Source organism: Candidatus Limousia pullorum (assembly GCF_057405065.1).
In genome coordinates this window covers 889,608-910,289 of the sequence record NZ_CM171614.1, presented here as the reverse complement: position 1 = coordinate 910,289, position 20,682 = coordinate 889,608, and the positions used below count along the sequence as shown (strand labels likewise).

Annotated in this window: 18 protein-coding genes and 1 other annotated feature (1 of these 19 cut by a window edge); all 18 genes read right to left on the bottom strand. The window is 42.7% G+C overall.

Annotated features, from left to right (window positions below; genetic code table 11):
* Positions 1-174 (bottom strand) — a binding site (T-box leader); it reaches 68 nt to the left of the window's first position.
* A 71-nt stretch (positions 175-245) separates the two neighbouring features.
* The 18 genes from CGICJO_RS03915 to CGICJO_RS03830 all read right to left on the bottom strand — a co-directional run bounded on the left by CGICJO_RS03915 (position 246) and on the right by CGICJO_RS03830 (position 20,674).
* On the bottom strand, positions 246-545 hold the full coding sequence (locus CGICJO_RS03915) for a DUF1292 domain-containing protein (protein ID WP_486499711.1): 300 nt from the start codon (positions 543-545) through the stop codon (positions 246-248).
* Between the two features lie 80 nt (positions 546-625).
* Positions 626-895 (bottom strand): DUF1292 domain-containing protein, encoded by a 270-nt coding sequence (locus tag CGICJO_RS03910; protein WP_158096277.1) that lies wholly within the window; start codon positions 893-895, stop codon positions 626-628.
* Positions 896-979: 84 nt separating this feature from the next.
* The gene (gene tuf / locus CGICJO_RS03905) at positions 980-2,182 is read right to left on the bottom strand and encodes an elongation factor Tu (protein WP_486499710.1); all 1,203 of its coding nucleotides are present in this window, start codon (positions 2,180-2,182) and stop codon (positions 980-982) included.
* A gap of 167 nt (positions 2,183-2,349) precedes the next feature.
* Complete coding sequence (fusA, locus tag CGICJO_RS03900; protein WP_486499709.1) at positions 2,350-4,428, bottom strand: elongation factor G; 2,079 nt, start codon at positions 4,426-4,428, stop codon at positions 2,350-2,352.
* A gap of 38 nt (positions 4,429-4,466) precedes the next feature.
* Positions 4,467-4,937 (bottom strand): 30S ribosomal protein S7, encoded by a 471-nt coding sequence (gene rpsG, locus CGICJO_RS03895; protein WP_087378735.1) that lies wholly within the window; start codon positions 4,935-4,937, stop codon positions 4,467-4,469.
* A 147-nt stretch (positions 4,938-5,084) separates the two neighbouring features.
* The gene (gene rpsL / locus CGICJO_RS03890; RefSeq protein ID WP_087378733.1) at positions 5,085-5,507 is read right to left on the bottom strand and encodes a 30S ribosomal protein S12; all 423 of its coding nucleotides are present in this window, start codon (positions 5,505-5,507) and stop codon (positions 5,085-5,087) included.
* A 722-nt stretch (positions 5,508-6,229) separates the two neighbouring features.
* Complete coding sequence (ftsZ, locus tag CGICJO_RS03885) at positions 6,230-7,342, bottom strand: cell division protein FtsZ (protein ID WP_087378729.1); 1,113 nt, start codon at positions 7,340-7,342, stop codon at positions 6,230-6,232.
* Between the two features lie 291 nt (positions 7,343-7,633).
* The gene (locus tag CGICJO_RS03880) at positions 7,634-9,073 is read right to left on the bottom strand and encodes a cell division protein FtsQ/DivIB (RefSeq protein WP_486499708.1); all 1,440 of its coding nucleotides are present in this window, start codon (positions 9,071-9,073) and stop codon (positions 7,634-7,636) included.
* A 37-nt stretch (positions 9,074-9,110) separates the two neighbouring features.
* Entirely contained in the window at positions 9,111-10,373 is a 1,263-nt protein-coding gene (gene murA / locus CGICJO_RS03875) for a UDP-N-acetylglucosamine 1-carboxyvinyltransferase (protein WP_087378725.1), read from the bottom strand.
* A 76-nt stretch (positions 10,374-10,449) separates the two neighbouring features.
* Positions 10,450-11,571: an undecaprenyldiphospho-muramoylpentapeptide beta-N-acetylglucosaminyltransferase gene (gene murG / locus CGICJO_RS03870; RefSeq protein WP_486499707.1), complete on the bottom strand. Its 1,122-nt coding sequence runs from the start codon at positions 11,569-11,571 to the stop codon at positions 10,450-10,452.
* A gap of 10 nt (positions 11,572-11,581) precedes the next feature.
* Positions 11,582-12,931 carry an FtsW/RodA/SpoVE family cell cycle protein gene (locus tag CGICJO_RS03865; RefSeq protein ID WP_486499706.1) on the bottom strand — a complete coding sequence of 450 codons (1,350 nt, stop codon included), beginning with the start codon at positions 12,929-12,931 and terminating at the stop codon, positions 11,582-11,584.
* 36 nt (positions 12,932-12,967) lie between these two features.
* Entirely contained in the window at positions 12,968-13,993 is a 1,026-nt protein-coding gene (gene mraY / locus CGICJO_RS03860) for a phospho-N-acetylmuramoyl-pentapeptide-transferase (protein WP_486499705.1), read from the bottom strand.
* A gap of 172 nt (positions 13,994-14,165) precedes the next feature.
* Complete coding sequence (locus CGICJO_RS03855) at positions 14,166-14,603, bottom strand: hypothetical protein (protein WP_087378717.1); 438 nt, start codon at positions 14,601-14,603, stop codon at positions 14,166-14,168.
* A gap of 58 nt (positions 14,604-14,661) precedes the next feature.
* Positions 14,662-16,980: a peptidoglycan D,D-transpeptidase FtsI family protein gene (locus CGICJO_RS03850; RefSeq protein WP_486499704.1), complete on the bottom strand. Its 2,319-nt coding sequence runs from the start codon at positions 16,978-16,980 to the stop codon at positions 14,662-14,664.
* 92 nt (positions 16,981-17,072) lie between these two features.
* A complete protein-coding gene (locus CGICJO_RS03845) occupies positions 17,073-17,615 on the bottom strand; it encodes a septum formation initiator family protein (protein ID WP_486499703.1) in 543 nt (180 codons plus the stop codon).
* A 233-nt stretch (positions 17,616-17,848) separates the two neighbouring features.
* Positions 17,849-18,775 (bottom strand): 16S rRNA (cytosine(1402)-N(4))-methyltransferase RsmH, encoded by a 927-nt coding sequence (gene rsmH, locus CGICJO_RS03840; protein WP_486499702.1) that lies wholly within the window; start codon positions 18,773-18,775, stop codon positions 17,849-17,851.
* Positions 18,776-18,789: 14 nt separating this feature from the next.
* Positions 18,790-19,209 carry a division/cell wall cluster transcriptional repressor MraZ gene (gene mraZ, locus CGICJO_RS03835; protein WP_158096276.1) on the bottom strand — a complete coding sequence of 140 codons (420 nt, stop codon included), beginning with the start codon at positions 19,207-19,209 and terminating at the stop codon, positions 18,790-18,792.
* 316 nt (positions 19,210-19,525) lie between these two features.
* The gene (locus CGICJO_RS03830; RefSeq protein ID WP_486499701.1) at positions 19,526-20,674 is read right to left on the bottom strand and encodes a beta-N-acetylglucosaminidase domain-containing protein; all 1,149 of its coding nucleotides are present in this window, start codon (positions 20,672-20,674) and stop codon (positions 19,526-19,528) included.
* Positions 20,675-20,682: the final 8 nt, after the last annotated feature.

The window sequence follows — 20,682 nt, the reverse complement described above, 5'->3', positions numbered from 1 at the left end:
CTTCCAACAAAGTCCGACATATAACGGTGTCTGCCGTTCTGTTTTAATTACATAAAATGCTTTTGGACAGAAAACTCCGGGATGAGCTATACACACAGATTACAATATCGGTTCGCACCAACCACCGACTCTCTGAATTGTGACACTATGTCTTGTTCCCTTCACAGTCTTTAAACGGGATATTTTGTTTGTTAATCACTATTATATTGAATTTTTATAATTTGTCAAGACTTTCGTCTGATTTTTTATTCTTCAAAGCCAAAAGTGTCCTTATTTCTCTCTTTGAAAAGGTCGAAAACTTCCATGAGAAGGTCGTCGTCGTCGATACCTACATAGTTTTCGTGCTCATCGTCAACGCTTTCGATTTTGAGGATAACAACCTGGTCTGCCTCGTCATTATTCTCTATAAGAACAATATATTCCTCGCCTCTAAGCTCGATGCAGTCCAAGAAGAAAAATTCTACATCTTCGCCCAAGTCGTTTGTGAGAACTATTATTCCGTCCTCGCCGTTTTCGTTTGTCATATTCTTTTTATTTTCAGCCATATTTTCATCTCCGTTTTAAAAAGTTTTCCACATTGAAAAGGCGGAATGTTGATAACTTTTCCGTTTTTTCAATTATTACATCAAAAAATAAACTCGTCCTTATATTCTTCTTTGAATATTTCCATTAACTCGTCTATCAATTCCTTTTTTGTCAATGGCAGGTAAGCTTCTGCTTCATGGTCTTCATCGTATTCATATTTTAAAATCGTCAGCTCATGACAATTTTCATGATTTTCCATAAGATAAACATACTTCTGACCTCTCAGCTTTATCATGCCGAGCCATTTATATTCTACGGGATTTCCTGACGGATCTATCAAGGTGATAATATCTTTTGAATTGTCAGCCATTTTACACCTCATCTTTATATATCAAAAAGGAGCGATCATAGACCGCTCCTTTTTTTTATTTAAAGCATTAGCTTAGGCTTTTAATTAGTCGTTGATAGCGATAACTGCGCCTGAACCAACTGTTCTACCACCCTCACGGATAGCGAAACGAAGACCTACTTCGATAGCGATTGGTGTGATAAGCTCAACATCCATCTCAACGTTATCGCCAGGCATGCACATCTCTGTGCCCTCTGGAAGAGAGATTGTACCTGTAACGTCTGTTGTTCTGAAGTAGAACTGTGGACGATAGTTGTTGAAGAATGGTGTATGACGGCCACCTTCGTCCTTAGTAAGAACGTAAACCTGGCCACGGAACTTTGTGTGTGGGTGAATTGAACCTGGCTTTGCAAGAACCTGTCCTCTTTCGATTTCAGATCTCTGAACACCACGGAGAAGAACACCTACGTTGTCACCAGCCTCAGCATAGTCGAGTGACTTTCTGAACATTTCAAGACCTGTAACAACAACTTTTCTCTTATCCTCTGTGAGACCAACGATTTCAACTTCCTCAGAAACCTTAACTGTACCTCTCTCAACTCTACCAGTAGCAACTGTACCACGGCCTGTGATTGTGAATACGTCTTCAACAGGCATAAGGAAAGGAAGGTCAGACTTTCTTTCTGGAGTTGGGATGAAGTTGTCAACAGCGTCCATGAGCTCGTGGATGCACTGATACTCAGGAGCGTTAGGATCCTTAGAATCGCTTGTGAGTGCGAGGTAAGCAGAACCCTTGATGATTGGTGTGTCGTCGCCTGGGAACTCATACTCGTTGAGGAGGTCACGGATCTCCATCTCTACGAGCTCGAGGAGCTCTGGGTCGTCAACTTGGTCAGTTTTGTTCATGAATACAACGATGTAAGGAACGCCAACCTGACGGGAAAGAAGGATGTGCTCTCTTGTCTGTGGCATTGGGCCGTCAGCAGCAGAAACAACGAGGATAGCGCCGTCCATCTGAGCAGCACCAGTGATCATGTTCTTAACATAGTCAGCATGTCCTGGGCAGTCAACGTGAGCATAGTGACGCTTCTCTGTCTGATACTCAACGTGAGCTGTGTTAATTGTGATACCACGCTCTCTCTCTTCCGGAGCCTTATCGATGTTTGCATAATCAACGAAATCTGCCTCACCGTTGAGGTTGAGAACCTTTGTGATAGCAGCTGTAAGAGTTGTCTTACCGTGGTCAACGTGACCAATTGTACCAATGTTTACATGGGGTTTGTTTCTTTCAAACTTTTCTCTTGCCATTGGAAATTTCCTCCTTTTATTAGTAAATGATAAATTTACTTTATTGTAGCTATTGTACCAATTTTAATTAGAAATTGCAATAGCTTTTTAGAATATTTTCAGAACTTACAACGAAAATACCGTTGTAAGTTCCTGAAAAATTTGTGTTTTATAGTTTCAAAAAAGGATTAGTCCTTCTTTGTACGGTCGCTCATAACCTTTTCTGCAATGTTCTTTGGAACTTCTGCATAGTGGCTTGGCTCCATAACATACTGTCCACGGCCCTGGGTCTTGGAACGCATGTCTGTTGCATAACCGAACATCTCTGAAAGCGGAACCATAGAATTGATTCTCTGTGCACCGTTTTCAGCTTCCATGCCCTGAATCATACCACGACGGGAGTTGAGGTCGCCGATAACGTCGCCCATGTACTCCTCAGGTACGATAACAGTAACCTTCATGATAGGCTCCAAAAGAACAGGATCTGCCTTCTTCATAGCCTCCTTGAAAGCCATAGAACCGGCAATCTTAAATGCCATTTCAGATGAGTCAACCTCGTGGTAAGAACCGTCATAGAGCTCTACCTTAACGTCAACTACATTGTAGCCTGCAAGTACACCGGACTGCATTGCGCCCTGGATACCTGCGTCAACAGCAGGGATGTATTCCTTCGGAATAGCACCGCCCACAACAGAGTTTATGAACTCGTAGCCCTTTTCTGGGTTTGGAGAAACTCTGATCTTAACGTGACCGTACTGTCCCTTACCGCCTGACTGTCTTGCATACTTCTGGTCAACATCTGCATTCTTGCGGATTGTTTCCTTGTATGCAACCTGTGGCTTACCGATATTAGCCTCAACCTTAAATTCACGGAGAAGTCTGTCTACGATAATTTCAAGGTGAAGCTCACCCATACCGGCGATGATTGTTTGTCCGGTCTCTTCGTCTGTGTAAGCCTTGAAGGTTGGGTCTTCTTCTGCAAGCTTTGCAAGAGCAATACCCATCTTCTCCTGACCGGCTTTTGTCTTTGGCTCAATAGCAACACGGATAACCGGATCCGGGAATTCCATTGATTCCAAAATTACCGGGTTCTTCTCATCACATAGTGTGTCACCGGTTGTTGTATTTTTAAGACCAACAGCAGCAGCGATATCACCTGCATAGCAAGTATCGATATCCTTTCTGTCGTTAGCGTGCATCTGAAGAATACGTCCGATTCTCTCGTTGTTATCCTTAGATGAGTTATAAACTGTTGTACCGGCCTTAATCATACCTGAGTAAACTCTGAAGAAGCAGAGCTTACCAACGTATGGGTCAGTAGCAATCTTAAATGCAAGAGCTGAGAATGGCTCTTCGTCGGAAGCATGTCTGCATGTTTCCTCCTCTGTCTCAGGGTTGATACCCTTGATAGCAGGAATGTCTGTTGGAGCAGGCATGTAATCAACGATAGCGTCCAAAAGCTTCTGAACACCCTTGTTACGGTAAGAAGTACCGCAGGTTACAGGAACCATGGTGTTGTTGATAGTTGCTTTACGGATTGTGCTCTTGATTTCATCAATGGTGAGTTCCTCACCGTTGAAGTATTTCTCCATGAGCTCCTCGTCCTGTTCTGCAACAGCTTCGATAAGCTCATCATGATATTTCTGAGCAAGTTCCATCATATCCTCAGGAATAGGCTCGTCTCTCATGTCCTTACCGAGGTCATCATAGTAAACCTCAGCCTTCATCTCTACGAGGTCGATAATTCCCTTGAATGTGTCCTCAGCACCGATTGGGAGCTGAATCGGAACAGCATTACATTTAAGTCTGTCTTTCATCATCTGAACAACTCTGTAGAAGTTAGCGCCCATGATATCCATCTTGTTAACGTATACCATTCTTGGAACGCCGTAGTTGTCAGCCTGACGCCAAACTGTTTCTGACTGTGGCTCAACGCCGCCCTTAGCACAGAGAACTGTAACAGAACCGTCCAAAACTCTCAATGAACGCTCAACTTCAACTGTGAAGTCAACGTGTCCTGGAGTGTCGATGATGTTAATTCTGTGTTTTTTCCAGAAACAGGTTGTTGCAGCGGAGGTAATTGTAATACCTCTTTCCTGCTCCTGTACCATCCAGTCCATGGTTGCGCCACCGTCGTGGGTTTCGCCCATTTTGTGGTTGATACCTGTGTAGAACAGGATACGCTCTGTGGTTGTTGTTTTACCGGCATCGATGTGAGCCATGATACCGATATTTCTTGTCATTTCAAGTGAAACCTGTCTAGCCATGAAATCCTCCTGTTAAAAATTATGCTGCCGGTATATAATTACCATCTGTAATGTGCAAATGCTCTGTTTGCTTCTGCCATCTTGTGTGTATCGTCACGCTTCTTAGCTGCGCCGCCTGCACCGTTAACAGCATCGAGGATTTCGCCTGCAAGTTTCTCCTTCATTGTTCTCTCTCCACGAAGTCTTGAATACTTGGAGAGCCAGCGAAGACCCAGTGTCTGTCTTCTCTCAGGACGTACTTCCATCGGAACCTGGTATGTTGCACCGCCTACACGACGAGCCTTAACTTCCAATACAGGCATTACATTCTCCATTGCCTGCTCGAATACCTCCAATGGATCCTTGCCTGTCTTTTCTGCTATGATGTCGAATGCACCATAAACGATTTTCTGAGAAACACCCTTCTTACCATCGTACATAATGTTGTTGATAAGACGTGTTACGAGCTTTGAATTATAAAGCGGATCTGGCAAAACATCACGTTTTGCGATTTGGCCTCTTCTTGGCACTTTACTTCCCTCCTTCACAATATTTGAGATATCATAGGTACTCGAAAGCGACAAACTCCCGTATGCCACACAGAGGCTTATATATAAAGCACCTGTGTATTGCATCACAGTTACGTAAATAACTTAATGGGTAGTTTTGTCAATTCCTTATTTCTTACCTGCCTTTGGACGCTTTGCGCCGTACTTAGAGCGAGCCTGCATACGCTTTGCAACGCCCTGTGCATCAAGTGTGCCTCTGATGATATGGTAACGCACACCAGGGAGATCCTTTACACGTCCTCCACGAATAAGAACAACGCTGTGCTCCTGAAGGTTGTGTCCCACACCTGGGATATAGGAACTGACTTCAATACCGTTTGAAAGCTTAACTCTGGCAATTTTTCTCAAAGCTGAGTTTGGCTTCTTAGGTGTAGCAGTTTTAACAGCTGTGCATACGCCTCTCTTTTGTGGTGAGCTCTGGTTGATAGCGCAGCGCTTCTTTGAGTTCCAGCCCTTCAAAAGTGCAGGAGCCTTTGCTTTCTTCTCGGAAACTTCTCTTCCCTTGCGAACCAATTGGTTAAAGGTTGGCATGATTTTCCTCCTTTCCTCACTAATGAATAAGAAATTGATTTATGTTAACCACCAAAATAATTTTGGCGGGTCAACAGCAAATTATTCATGTGTTTCCTGTTTTTCACACAATAAAACGGAATGTTTACATCTTTTTAAGCATATTTACGAACATCTTTTTACGTAAATAAACACACCCCGTCAATTTCAAATGATACCATATAACCATGCCTTCTGTCAAGTATTTTTTTATTTTACATAGCAACATAAGCCCATTATATTTATTAAAAATTGTTATTTAAAATACAGCCTTTTATGTGTAACAAATCACCATTTCAAAAAGATATTTCTTAGGGTAAAACTAAATATTTACCCAGCAACACAACGGTAAATTTTAAATATGGAATGGGTTCATCCAACAGCAAATTTCATTGGATTAAACCGCCTTATTTTTATCATAGAGCTTACTTTATAGAGCTTACTTTAACCGATAGAATGTTAATCCTCCCCTACGAGATAAAAAACAAACCGTGGCTCAAAATTCAAGGAACCACGGTAATTGTTACATATTTTAAAATCAACTTTTATGTGAGCAGCCTCCAAAAAATTAAAAGGAAGGTCTCGCCCGACCTGTGCAGAAGCTAAATACATCATCTGACACATTCAGGTCGGAAACAAAAGTCTCGCCCGCTTTGAAACGACGTTTATTTCTAAACCGAAGCCTTGCAAAGCGGAAATAAAAATTATTTGTTGAAGATGGACATGATGTTGTAGAAGTCGTCGTCTTCGTCGATAACTCTTGAAGTTCTCTCAGCCTTCTTCTCCGGCTTTTTCTCTTCAGCAGTAGCAGCCTGTGTTTCCGGCTCCTCAGTCTTTGCAGACTGTGCGCCGAGGTTGTTGCTGTCGAAGCCTGTAGCGATAACTGTTACGCTGATTTCATCGTCCATGTTGTCGTTGATAACAGCACCCCAAATGATGCTTGCATCCTCGTTAGCCTTTTCTGTGATGCTCTGTGAAGCCTCATAGATTTCGTCGAGAGTTGCTGTAGGTCCTGCTGTGATGTTAACGAGAAGACCTGAAGCGCCGTCGATTGTGCTTTCAAGCAATGGGCTGGAAACAGCCATTTCTGCTGCAACCTTTGCCTTGTCCTTGCCTGTAGCTCTGCCGATACCCATGTGAGCCTTGCCTGCGTCCTTCATGATTGAAGTAACGTCTGCAAAGTCAAGGTTAACAAGACCAGGAATAAGGATAAGGTCAGAAATACTCTGAACACCCTGTCTGAGAACATCGTCAGCGATAGAGAACGCATTCTGGAGAGTGATGCTCTGGTCGGAAACCAGTCTGAGTCTGTCGTTAGGAACGATGATGAGTGAGTCAACAGCAGCTGCAAGCTCTGCAATACCCTGCTCAGCCTGAGCCATACGCTTTTTACCCTCGAAACCGAAAGGCTTTGTAACAACTGCAACTGTAAGGATGCCCATATCCTTAGCAATCTGAGCGATTACAGGAGCAGCGCCTGTACCTGTACCGCCGCCCATACCGGCAGTAACAAATACCATATCTGTATCTTTCAGAAGAGCTGCAATATCTTCTCTGCTCTCTTCTGCTGCTTTTTTACCAATTTCAGGCTTAGAGCCTGCGCCCTTACCTCTGGTGAGCTTCTCACCAATCTGGATTTTCTGGTTGGCTTTGGAAAAACGAAGAACATGCTCGTCTGTATTTATTGCAATAAACTCAACATTCTGAACTTCCATCTTTACCATGCGGTTGATAGCGTTACCGCCGCCGCCGCCAACGCCTATAACTTTAATTACAGGCAAATACTCCATCATTTCTTGTTCAACTGCGAAAGCCATTTTAAAGTCCTCCTTGTTTACACTTACCTTTTTTCATAAAGCGATATGTAAATGACATATTTATCCAAATAATAATGACACAATCCATACATAATAAATTAACATATATCGCTCTAAATTTCAACGCTTTTTTAAATTTTTTTTTAAATATTCTTCAAAACCATAGTTTCCAACAAAAACAGACATTTCTCTTTAAGTTATCTATAGAATATGTTGCTGTTTGTGAAAATTATCGTATTTTTATAAAATTTAACCTTAATAAATTTCATAAAACACAGATTTATTGTTCCCTTATGCGGCATCTGCTGCGCTTTCTGTGGTCTCTTCGGAAGTCTCCTCAGCCGCTTCTGTAGCTTCCTGCGTTTCCTCCGCTGTGGTTTCCTCTGTCGGAGTGGTTGTCGCCTGCTGTGTCTGAGGCGGCACATATACTTCGTTTTCATTGAAGTAAGACTTACTGGTTTCTTTGCACATGGAAACATCAAGGGTTCCCTTTATAAGACCAGTATTGTTTGGGTCAAGCTTTTCATTTATGATTGTCTGTGCGGTTTTCACCTTGTAGGAAATATCCTCAGGATATCCTATTATCACAGTAATTCTGTCATCGTATACAAACTTAATATTGGCTGTGTCTGAAATATCAATTACAGTAACCTTATCAAACTCGTAAGCCTCCAGAACATTTACAAGCTGGTTTAGAATATTTGTGATATCCTCGTCTGTAAAGTCCGCATACTCGCCTATGACATTTGTAGTCATTTCAGTTCCATGAACTACCGGCAAATTATAGTAATTATCTGCTGTTTTTTCCAGTATTCTGCCATTTTCGCCAAGGATGTAATAACCGTCCGAATATCCTATTACATAGGAGGGGACTTCCTCTACTATCTCGATTGTTATGGCGTTTGGAATTACAAATCCCACGTTGGCCTGAGCTACAAATGGCAGAGCGTCAACAATTTTCTTTGAAGCCGCCGCCTTGTCGCACAGGAAGATATTTTCTCCTGTTTCAATTCCGCTGAGCTCTACTATTTCATCCTGGGCGTATCTTGTTTCACCGGTTACAATTATTCTTTCTGTCTTAAAGAACACCGTAAGGGAAAGCATTACGCTTATAACCGCAATAACGAAGAAGATAGAAAAAGCGGTTAAAAATCTCTTGATTTTTCTCTTTCTCGGCGTCATGGTTTTCGGAGCTCGTCCGGCGTGGCGTTTTATCTTTCTGCGCCTTGCTCTTTCGTTCATTATTTCCTTGGAACGCTTTTGATTTCTGTTTCTTTCCTCAGGTTTTGTTTCTCTGCTGACAGTTTTTTTCTTTGCCGAAGAAGATGACTTTTTCGCCTGAGACGGTGCCGATTTTTGAACACTCTTTTCACCTGTTGGTTTGTTTCTTCCCTGCTGTGGTTTGTTTTTCACCGTTCCTCCTGTCCGGCGGTGCTGGTGGACTTTGTATTCCCTCTCATCTCCGCCAAAAAACTCTCTGTTTCTCACAAAATCATCGTAACTCATCTGTCCTCTTCCCGCATAGGACATCGACGGATTATAATCACCTGCAGGCTCTCTGTATGGGCTTCTTTCTGCGGGGTAACGGGAGCGGGGATAATCCCTTCCCGTACCCTGCGGTCTTTTTTTCTTTGGACTTCCCGACACTTGAGAACCGCTTTTAACAGGCGCTTTTTTCCTTTTAGGCTGTTGTTTAGATACGGTTTTATTTACTTTTCTTTTTTCAGCCATATTCTGCACCTGCCTTTCTTTTCACTTCCTCTGATATTTATATTTTCTTTATCTCTGCCCCCAAACCGCTCAATACGGTTTCCAAGCTTTCGTAACCTCTTTCAAGGAAATTAACGCCACTCATCTGGGTTGTTCCCTGGGCACAAAGTCCCGCCGTAACAAGCGAAGCCGCTCCCCTTAAATCAGGAGCTACAACCGTTGTTCCGAAAAGCTGTGAAACACCTTCAACAACAGCGACCTTTCCTTCTACCTTTATGTTAGCGCCCATTCGCTCAAGCTCTCCCACGTGACGGAATCTGTTTTCAAAAATATTTTCCACAATAACGGAAGTTCCTTTTGAAACTGCGGTCATCGCCATAATCGGCGCCTGACAGTCGGTGGGAAAACCGGGATAGGGCATGGTTCTTATATGTTTAACTGAATTTAAAACCTTCGGAGCGGTTATTCTCATGTCGCCTTGTGAGAAAGTCACTTTGCATCCTGCCTCTTCAAAAACCGGTATAACCGCTCCCAAGTGACTCTGCATAACCCCGTGAAGCAAAACATCTCCCGAGGTCACTGCCGCTGCGCTCATAAGTGTCGCCGCCACTATTCTGTCAGGTATGACAGTGTGACAGCATCCTGTAAGGGATTTAACGCCGTCTATCACTATTGTACCTTCACCGGCGCCGTATATCCTTGCGCCGCAGCGGTTAAGGTATTCCGCCAGATCACAGATTTCCGGTTCTCTTGCGGCGTTGGTGATAGTGGTTGTTCCCTTTGCCAAAACTGCCGCTATCATTATGTTTTCGGTGGCTCCCACGCTTGGGAAAGAAAGAGCTATTCTTCCGCCCTTTATGCCGTTTTCACAGCTGCATTCCAAAACGCCGTATTTTTCCTCTATGGAAACTCCCATTTGGCGCAGCGCCTTTAAATGCAAATCTATAGGGCGTGGTCCCAGCTCACAGCCTCCCGGAAAGGAAAGCCTTGCTTTTCCTCCGTGGGAAATTATAGCTCCCAAAAACACAATGGAGCTTCTCATTTCCCTCATAAGCTCGTTGGGGATATCGTATCTGTTTACGCCGTCGGCGTTGACGCAGATTGTGTCGCCCTTATGGGACACCTTACATCCAAGATAGCGAAGAATTTTTGTGGACGCCTCCACATCGGAAAGATGAGGACATCCTAAAAACACGCTTTCTCCTTTAGCTAAAATCGAGGCGGCAAGCAGCGGCAAAACGCTGTTTTTTGCCCCCTGAACCTCAGTTTCTCCCGAAAGCCTTCGTTTTCCTCTGATAAGCAGCTTTGACAAAGCAAACACCCTCTCCGATTTATAATATATGACTACCTGATATATTATGATTTCAAAGCGGCGTTTGTGCCTTGTATATTAAAACTTAATGTTCTTTTACTATATTTTTTATTACGGCGTAAATTCTGCTGTTTGCGTCGGTTATCGCCATGCTTTTGGCGTTATCGCCGTATTTTTTCAAAATATCCTTATCTGCAAGCATACGCTTTGCAATTTTTTCTATTACTGTGTCGTCCAAGTCCTTTTCCTCTACCATTTCCGCCGCTCCTGCGTTTACAAGGGCTAAAGCGTTGTAGTACTGGTGGTTCTCAGCAACATTGGGAGAAGGGATAAGGATTGCCGGCTTGCCCATAGCCTGAATTTCGCTGAGGGTTATAGCACCCGCTCTGCAAATTACCAAGTCACAGGCGGCAAGACAGTCGGGCATATTGTCGATGTACTCCCTTATATCAAGGTTTGAGCAATCGTCAGGCTCTATGCCCTTTTCACGGAGAAGGTCAGGAAACCATTTTCCGTATTTGCCGTAGGCGTGAATATGCTGGTATTCGCCGGTTTTTCCGCTTTGGGCAATAAGGGATGCAACGCCCTCGTTGATTTTTCTTGCGCCAAGGCTTCCGCCGAAGCTGAGTATTACAGGGCGCAGATCAAGGTGAAGCTTCTTTCTTGAGGTTTCCTTATCAGCTGTAAGGATTTCCTCTCTTATAGGATTTCCCGTAACCACTGTTTTACACTGGGGGTCAAGGTGCTTTTTTGCGTCCTCTATTGCCAGCATAACCTTTTTAGCGTGCTTTGACAGCATCTTTGTGGTCATTCCCGGGAAAGCATTTTGCTCGTGAATAACTATAGGTATTCCCATTTTTGCGGCTGTTCTAAGAACCGGGCCGCTTACATATCCGCCGGTTCCCATACAGATATCCGGCTTGAATTTTTTTATAATCTTTTTTGACTCTGAAGAAGCAGTCACCGCACGAACGGCGGTTTTAACATTTGCCGCAATAGCAGAGGGGGAAAAGCTTCTCTTAAAACCGCTTATATGGATTGTTTCCATATCAAATCCGGCTTTTGGAACGAGGGTTTCCTCCATTCCGCCTTTGTTTCCCACAAAGAGGATTTCTGTTTCAGGATCTCTGTTTCTGATGTAAGAAGCCACCGCAAGAGCCGGATTTATATGTCCGGCAGTTCCGCCTCCGGCGAAAAGTATTTTCATATCATGTCACCTAACTTTTTTCAAGATTTGACGTTCGTGAAATAGAAAGAACCAAGCCCATCTGTACAAGCATCATAATAAGAGAGCTTCCTCCTGAGCTGAAGAAAGGCAGGCTGATACCTGTATTTGGAAGCCAGTCTGTAATAACAAATATATTCAAAACAACCTGTAAACCAACCTGAGCAGAAATACCCATGCCCAGAAGCTTTGCAAAAACTCCCGGTGCGCTCATGGAAATTTTAATTCCTCTCCAAACCAGCAGTGCAAACACTGCAAGGATTATAACTGCGCCGATAAATCCCAGCTCCTCGCAGACAATAGCAAACACAAAGTCGTTCTGAGGTTCCGGCAAATAAAGATATTTTTGTCTTGACTGTGTAAGTCCCAGACCGCCGAAACCGCCTGAGCCTATTGCATAAAGGGAATTTCTTGTCTGCCAAACGTCCCACAAAAGGTCGCCGCTTACATTAGGGTCAAGGGCTTTACCCCATCCGTGAAGTCTGTCCATAGCATATGACAGATTTCCTGTAACAAGCAATCCTGCAACAACCGCAACTACTGCGCCTCCGGAAATTGCAAACCACTTTATATTGAGTCCGCCTAAGAAAAGCATAACAGCAACCAGCAGAACAGTGATAACGATACCTGAATAGTGAGGCTCTTTGTACAGCAGAAAACAGGTGCTTCCCAAAATTATTACTGTTGGGAGTATTCCTTTTTTCAGAGAGTTTATATCATCGCCCAGCTTTGTACAAAAATAGGCAAAGAAGAAAATCATAACAAGCTTTGTTATTTCCGAAGCCTGAATGGTAAAGCTTCCGATGGATATCCATCTGTGAACTCCTGTTTGAGAGGGCATAAACAAAACCACCGTCAAGCCCACATAAGAAGCAGCCAGCAATATAAAAGCTATTGGCTTTTTATTAAAAAAGTTTACGTTTAAATAGGAAACCGCAAACATTGCCACAAGTCCGATAGCCGCAAACACAACCTGTTTTTTCAGATAATAGTAGCTGTCGCCCTCTTCGTAAAAACCAACGGGATAGCTGGCGGAAAACATCATTACTATTCCCACCGTCAGCAAAATCAAAACTATTATCAGGAAAGGAATATCAATTCCCTTTCCCTTGGCAAAAGGTTTATGCTTAACCTTAGGCTGGCTGAGCCTTGTTCCTTTTGGTTTTGTTTTTGACACATTGGTCTTTCTGCGTTTTACAGTACCGCCGGAAACATTGCCGGAATTTGTTCTGCTTCTTCCGGATGACGGTGTTCCCCTGTAACTGGTACTCATCACGCTGTCAAAGTCGTACAGGTTTCGGGTGTTTCTTCCCCCGCTTACCCCTGACTTATTATTTTCCATATATTTCCTCCAAATAACTCTAAACCAAATTACGCCTTATGCTGCGCCGAAAATAACGCAGAGAAAAGCGATAATACCGAAAATCACAGTCACTGCGCTGAACACAATTACAATCTTTGTTTCACTCCAGCCGCACATTTCAAAGTGGTGATGAATAGGACTCATTTTGAAAAGTCTCTTTCCGTGAGTAAGCTTGAAGTATGTAACCTGAAGCATAACGGAGAACATCTCCACAAGGTACATAATTCCCATAGGAATTAAAAGTATCGGCATCTTCAAGGAGAATGCCAAAGCGCAAACCATTCCTCCCAAAAACAGAGAGCCTGTGTCGCCCATAAATACCTTTGCAGGATGGAAGTTCCAAACAAGGAATCCAAGGCATCCGCCTGCCAAAGCCGCTGACTCTATGGAAACTCCGCCCAGTCCCATATAATCTGAAATCATCATAAAGAACAGAGCTGCAAAGAATGTTATTGAACCGTCAAGTCCGTCTATACCGTCTGTGAGATTTACCGCATTTACAATTCCCACAATAACGATTGCGGCTATTATGTAGTAGAAAAATCCAATATCAATCATACCAACAAAAGGTATATAGGTTTCTGTGCCGTATCCGCAAAGGGTAAGTGTTGCAAGATAAGCTATAGCAACGGCAAACTGCAAAACCAGCTTCTGCTTTGCGGTAAGTCCCAGATTTCTCTTTTTAACAACCTTTATATAGTCGTCGATAAATCCTATAAATCCGTAAAGTATTGCCATTACAAGACCAACAGGTACGAACACCTTCATGGCGTTGATATTATCGGTTGAAAAATTTCCGCCTCCCACAAATCGGTACATAAGTACAACCAGGGCTGTAGAAAAAACGGTTGACACAATAAACATTATACCGCCCATTGTTGGCGTACCCTGTTTATTTTTGTGCCATTTCGGGCCTATATCAAGTATTGTCTGACCATACTTCAGCTTGTGAAGAAATGGTATGAGTTTTCTTCCCATAAGAGAAGATATCAAAAAAGACAGTACAACGGCAGCAAACGCCCACACAGTAGTATTCTCCATAATTACACCTCATTTGTTTTTATCCGTATTTTAACCGTTCCCGGTTGTAAACCTTATAATATGAAGTTTCTCAACATTGATATAAGTATATTTTAAAGATACTTATATTTATTTAACTTTTCAAATAATCACCAAATTGCGGCAAGCCAATTTGACATTGCCGCAACCTGATTTAATTTTTTAAAATAGAATTGATAGCAGAAATAACATTCTTAAGAGGAACTCCGGCAGCATACATAACAGCCGCCGCCATAAGCACGGAATCCACCTCTATATGCTTTGAATCGTCTATAAAGACTCTTCCCATATGCTCTGCGGACATAAGCTCAAAGCTTATGTAGCCTGTATGCTTCTGGACATTTATAGCCACTATATCGGCGCTGTTATCCTTTGCCGAATATGTCACGCAGCCGGCAGGAGTACCCGAAAGTTTAAGTCCTACGGGACACACCACCATATGTCCTGTCACCTCTTTATTGTTTTCCGAGGCATCAAAGATTTCACAGGCAGCATTCTCCGGCTGAAGCTTTTTTAGACAAAGCCCCAGCAGCTTTTCGGCTTCTTCTCTGTTAACATCTTCACCATGAAAAACCATAATTTCGGCAGTCATAATTCCCTCCGCCTCTTTTCTCTATTATTTCTCAGCCTATAAACAGTTTATGTGAAAATCAATCTCCTATTCCCGCACCCACAAAGGTAAGCGTTACAACCGTTCCCGGTGAAACTTCTTTTCCTGAGTCAATGCTCTGGGTTTGAACCACACTGTTGTAAACATTTGTGGCTCCGGTAATACTGATATTCAAATTATATTCGGCAGCCTTCTGGCTTGCTTCCGTAACCGTAAGTCCAGAGAAATCCGGAACGGTTACCGTTTCTTCCTTGCTGGCGTCGTCGGTGTACAGAACAACCTTTCCGCTGTTAGGTATCTTTGTGCCGGACTCAGGAACCTGAGCGATAACGGTGCTTCCGCTTCCCTTTACCACAGCTTCAAATCCGTCCTCCTCTACCTTGGAGGTTGCTTCGTCAACTGAAAGTCCTATATATGTATTAGCTGTTGTATCGATGTTTTCCAGCTCTTCCTCTGTGTAATGTCTTTCAACCTCAAGATACGGAAGAACCTCTTCCATGATACTTGCAAACACAGGAGCCGCAACTGTACTACCGTGGTAAAGAACTCCTCTAGGTGAGTCAAAATACAGGAGCATTACAATCTGCGGGTCATCATAAGGCGCATAGCCGCAGAAGGAAGCTATATGGTCTTTATTATCATTAAGCTTTTCAGAAGTACCTGTCTTACCGGCAACTTCATATCCTGCAACATATCCGTTGGTCGCACCACCCTCGTTTACGTTTCCGTAGAGGATTTCGTTGAGCTGTTCGCTGACTTCCTTTGAAATAACCTGACGTTTAACCGTCGGTGTTGTTGTTTCTACAATATTTCCGTCGCTGTCAACAATTTCCTTTACAATATAAGGCTGCATAAGATATCCGCCGTTAGCAATAGCAGAAATCGCTGTTATCATCTGCATAGGAGTTACGGCAAAGCCCTGACCGAAAGAGGAAACCGCAAGGTCAAGATCTGTCATTTCATGGTCAAAGAAAATATCTTCGCTTTCGCCCGGCAGGTCTACTCCTGTCTTTTCGCTGAAGCCGAACGCCTGATAATATTCCCAGAACGTATCAACTCCCGCAATCTGACCCATCTGAACAAGAGCCGGGTTACATGAATTCCAAAGAGCCTGAACAATATTCTGCTCGCCGTGCTGATTGCCTGAACCTGGCCAATAAATATGGCAGTGAATATCTATACCGCTTACTGTAATTGTGGCGTTGTCACAATAAAATTTTGTGTTTTCATCAACCAATCCCTCTTCCAAAACCATGGAAGCCACGATTGGCTTAAATACGGAACCTGGATAGTAAACATCACTTACGGCTTTATTTCTCCATTGCTGCTGCAATGCGTCGCTGTATGCCTGATCCTGTTCTTCCTCCGGCAAAGCTTCAATTTCCGCAGCAGTTTCCTCGTTTGCTATGGTGTAAGGGTCGTTAAGGTCATATCCTCCCTCAACTGCTATAGCGTAAATCTCACCGGTTGACGGGTTCATGGCTATTGCCGCCGCTCTGTTTGCAACCTGGTAGGTTTCAATCGCTTCTTTAAGATATTTTTCGCAGATAGACTGTATTGTTTCGTCTATTGTTGTAACAATACTGTATCCGTCCTCGGGCTCAACATTCTGTTCATACTGGAAAGGCATGTTGATACCTATTGCATTGATTGCGGAAACCGTTCTTCCCGGCTTGCCGCTGAGCTCTTCATCGTACTGAATTTCAAGACCGCTCAAGCCCTGGTCATCGCTTCCGGTAAATCCTATAACTGCGGAAGCCAAATCACCGTAAGGGTAATATCTCTTGTAGTCGTCCTGAAGATACAGAACATTTGAATTTAATTTTTCATCGTTGTATTTTTGTGTTTCACCGTCGTAAACCTTAAAGGTTTTTTCTTCCATTTCATCAAGGAAAGTAAGAATTTCTTCCCTGACGTCCGATTCTATTTTTGATTCAATGGTTACATAATATGTATCCCTGTCAGTTTTTTCAAAGAGGTCGTTTTTCTCTTCCTCATCATATCCGAATATTTCGGCCAATCCGTCTGTGACATACTGTCTTTGCTCGTCAGTTTTAATATAGATAGGCGCCATTATAAGTTTCCAAACCGAGGCGCTCTGTGCCAAAACCTTACCGTTTCTGTCGTAAATATCGCCTCTTTTGGCGCTTACGGTTATATCTCCCAGCTGCTGGTCAACTGCCTTTTGCCGCAGTTCGTCACCCATTATAATCTGGAGATAACCGAGTCTGAGCACAGCTGTTCCAAATCCCAAAACGAGAAATATCATCAACATTATAAAAGCTCTTTTATTAAGTTTTTGTTTGTTGAATTTTCCCAAAACTCTGCTGCTCCTTTCATCATTTCCAATATCAGACAAATTATGTACGTCCGTCATAGCGAAATAAGAGTTAAGATATCAATCTCAACTCTTATTTTTGTCATTACATACTTATTAAGACACAAGCACTGTTATGACCAAATACCTGTAACAGCGTCAACAATAGTGCTGAAAATATTCTGACTTTCTTCTGTCAGAACCTCTGCCTTGTCGCCATCGGAAAGGTTTACAAACTCCTTTTGATAGTTTGTAGCCTTGCTCATTCCCAGCTCATCCTTGGCGTATTCTTCCACAATAGCAGTTGAGTATCTTGAACGTACATTCATATCCAATTGTGTGTACTGACTTTGTTTCTGCTTTAGTTCCTCCGTTTTTTTCTCAATAGATCTGTTCAGCTCCGTGAGCTGTGCCTGCCCCATAATAATAGTCGCTAAAGCGCCGACTACAAATAATCCCGCAACTACTGAGCTTAAAACCTTTAAAGGACTGTATTTTTTTCTCTGTCCTTTCTCTGCATTTCTGTCTTCGGCTGTCTCAGCAGATGGCTTTTTCTTAGCTGCATTTGCACCGGATTTTGTTTTTTCCCTTGTGCTTTGGGGCACTGTAGTATACTGTTTGTCGTCGTCCTCAAACAAAGACAAGTCGTATGCTAAATTTCTTTCTTCAAATGCCATTTTATATGCACCTTCAACCTTCTTGTTTTATCGGAAAAAATTCTCACATCGCTTACAAAACCGATTTTCAATCGCCATATACCATCCCGCATAAATATGCAAAATATCAACCAATACAAACCGCTTTTGTTAACCTTTTGTAACAATTTTAACTACAAGTACCTTATTGATTACAATTCTGTTACTATCTTACTACATACACCGCTATTTGTCCAGCAAATATCGAGATTTTCCTAAATTTTTTCGCATATTCTGAGTTTTGCGCTTCTGCTTCTCTGATTAACTGCAAGCTCCTCCTGTGATGCCTCTATGGGCTTTCTGTTCACAATTTTTACCTTAGGCTTGTTGTGGCAAACGCAAACAGGAAAATCCTTTGGACAGGTGCATCCCTGCGCCCAGCCCGCAAAGGTCTGTTTAACAATTCTGTCCTCCAGGGAATGAAATGTTATAACGGCAAGTCTGCCGCCGCTTTTAAGCATGTTAAAAGCTCCTTCAAGTCCCTGCTCAAGCCTTATAAGCTCGCCGTTTACGGCAATTCGCAAAGCCTGAAAACTTTTTCTCGCCGGATGACCCTCTCTTCTAACCTTTTGAGGAACGGAATTTTTTATAATCTCCGCCAGCTGAAGAGTGGTTTCAATTGGGCTTATGTTCCTTGCTTTTTCGATGCCTTTTGCAATGCTCATGGCGTACTTTTCTTCGCCGTAGCGTGAAAGTATTTTCGCTATTTCATTGACCGGTAAGTTATTTACCAAATCAGCAGCCGTTGCGCCCTGCATACTCATTCTCATATCCAAAGGTGCATCTTCATGAAAGGAAAAACCTCTTTCGGGAGTATCCAGCTGATGTGACGACACTCCGATATCAAGCAGAATTCCGTCTACACCTTCCACGTCTCTCTCTTTTAAAAGCATCTCCATGTCACCGAAATTGCCTTGAATTATGGTGACGTTTTTGTTGTTTTCAAATTTTTTTGTAACAGTTGCAATTGCGCTGGGATCTTGGTCGATACAGTAAAGCTTCCCGCTTTCGGAAATCCTTTGGAGTATTCCGGAGGAATGTCCGCCGCCGCCTGCCGTGCCGTCTACATAAATGCCGCCGGGCTTTATGTTAAGTCCTTCCATTGTCTCTTCAAACAACACAGGTATATGAGAAAACTCCAAATCATTTCACCGCCTTACAGTTTCAAAAGTTCCAACGCCTCTTTTATGGACTGCTCCTTTTGCTTTTTGATAAAAGCGTCAAGCTTTACGGTGTCCCAAATTTCGATACGGCTGTCCATACCTACTACAGTTACATCCTTTTCAAGTCCCGCCTTTTCTCTAAGGCTTTGGGGTATCTGTATTCTACCCTGGGAATTAGGTGAAACCTCCACCGCCGGAGCAATCAAAATGTACTGCAAAGCCAAAGCTTTATCACCGGGAAGCTGAGCAATCTGTTCTCTGAGCTTGTGGAAATGCTCTGTAGACATTATCTGAAGACAATCCTCAAAACCGCAGGTGAGAAAAAACTTTTCTCCCAGCTGTTCTCTGAAATTCAAAGGCAAAATAATTCTTCCTTTGGCGTCCAGTGAATGATTAGTCATTCCAGAAAACAAATTGTTCACCTCCTGCCACTTTGATAAAAGTTCTTTGCAGATTAAGCAGCTTGTGTCACCTGATGACACAATACGCCACTTAGTAGATTTATTATAAACCATGTAATCTCAAATTGCAAGTTAATTACCGTGGTTTTTTTATTTCTGAAAATATTTTCATTCTTTAAACACATAAGATATCGATAAAGGAATATTGCTGAAAAAACGGCAAAAAATCAGGGCCGGCAGAAATCTGCCGACCCTTGTCATATAAAGAAATTATTTGTCAAATTATGTCGAAATTCAACTTTTCTTTATTAAGTTTATTTTTTTGCAATCAATAGAACATCTCGTGGATGAAGAACTCTTCTCCTGCATCCCAGGAAATTCTTACAACCTGTGTCTGTGGATCAAGAGTGAAGTCGCAGATTGACTTATCCAAAGTTCCAAGCTCTACATACTCGTCAGTTCCGTAAACCTTAACCTCAACCTTTGCATTTGAGATTGTCTCGGAGTTCTGAATTACTGTAAATGTAAACGGATTAAGTCCAACTTCCTTATTGATTGTGTATTCGATGTAGCCGCCCTCTGTGCCGGAAGCAAAATATGTGTCCAGCTTGCCGTCTACCATATTGTAAGATTCATAGCCTTCCTTCTGAACAGCGTCTGTCTTGATTGTTCTTTCGTTTACTGTTGAGAAGCTCATTCCGCCGTTGATTTCAATGCTTGTACCGTCTCTGAACTGGTTGAAGTAGCTCTGGCTTGGATAGCCTGAATAAGCTTGTGGGCAGAATACCAACGGATATGTGCCTTCCTTAGTATCAAGCCAATCCTGCAAAGCATTTACTGTCATAACCTGGAGTAGTGTTTCTGACCAAGCGTCGTCTGCAAGCAATGCAAACTGTCTTACGCCCATATCATAGAAAATTTCAAACTTATCTATGATGTACTGAATTTCCTCTTCAAAATTATTCTTGTTAATACCGTTGTTCATAAACGGATGGATAGCGTAAACAAAGCCAACCTTTGTTTCAACGCCCTTTTCGATAACCTCTTTAAGTCCATCCAAAGTTTCCTGTGGATAAGGCTCTCTCCACTGTGAGTTGTGGTAAGGGTCATCCTTAGGAGCATAGATAAATGTGTTCATCTTGAAGTCTGAACCGAACTCCATAAGGGACATGATGTCCTCGTTGGAATATGGAATTCCGTAGTAACCCTCGATTATACCTCTCCATTTTGCAGTTGCATAATCGTTGATTCTCATTGTTTCAACTTCGCCTGCTTTTACCTGATCGAGAATTCTCTCAAGGGTTGTGATACCGTAGTAAACAGCGTCTGTATCCTTACCGAGAATTGTGATTTTGTTAGCCTCAATCTTGAGGATATAAGCGTCGTAATTGTTGAAGAAATCTTCACTTGTAAGTGTGATTCCTGAATTGTCGTTCTCTGGGTCATAAACAGATGCAACTACTAAATATTTGAGCAATTATAACA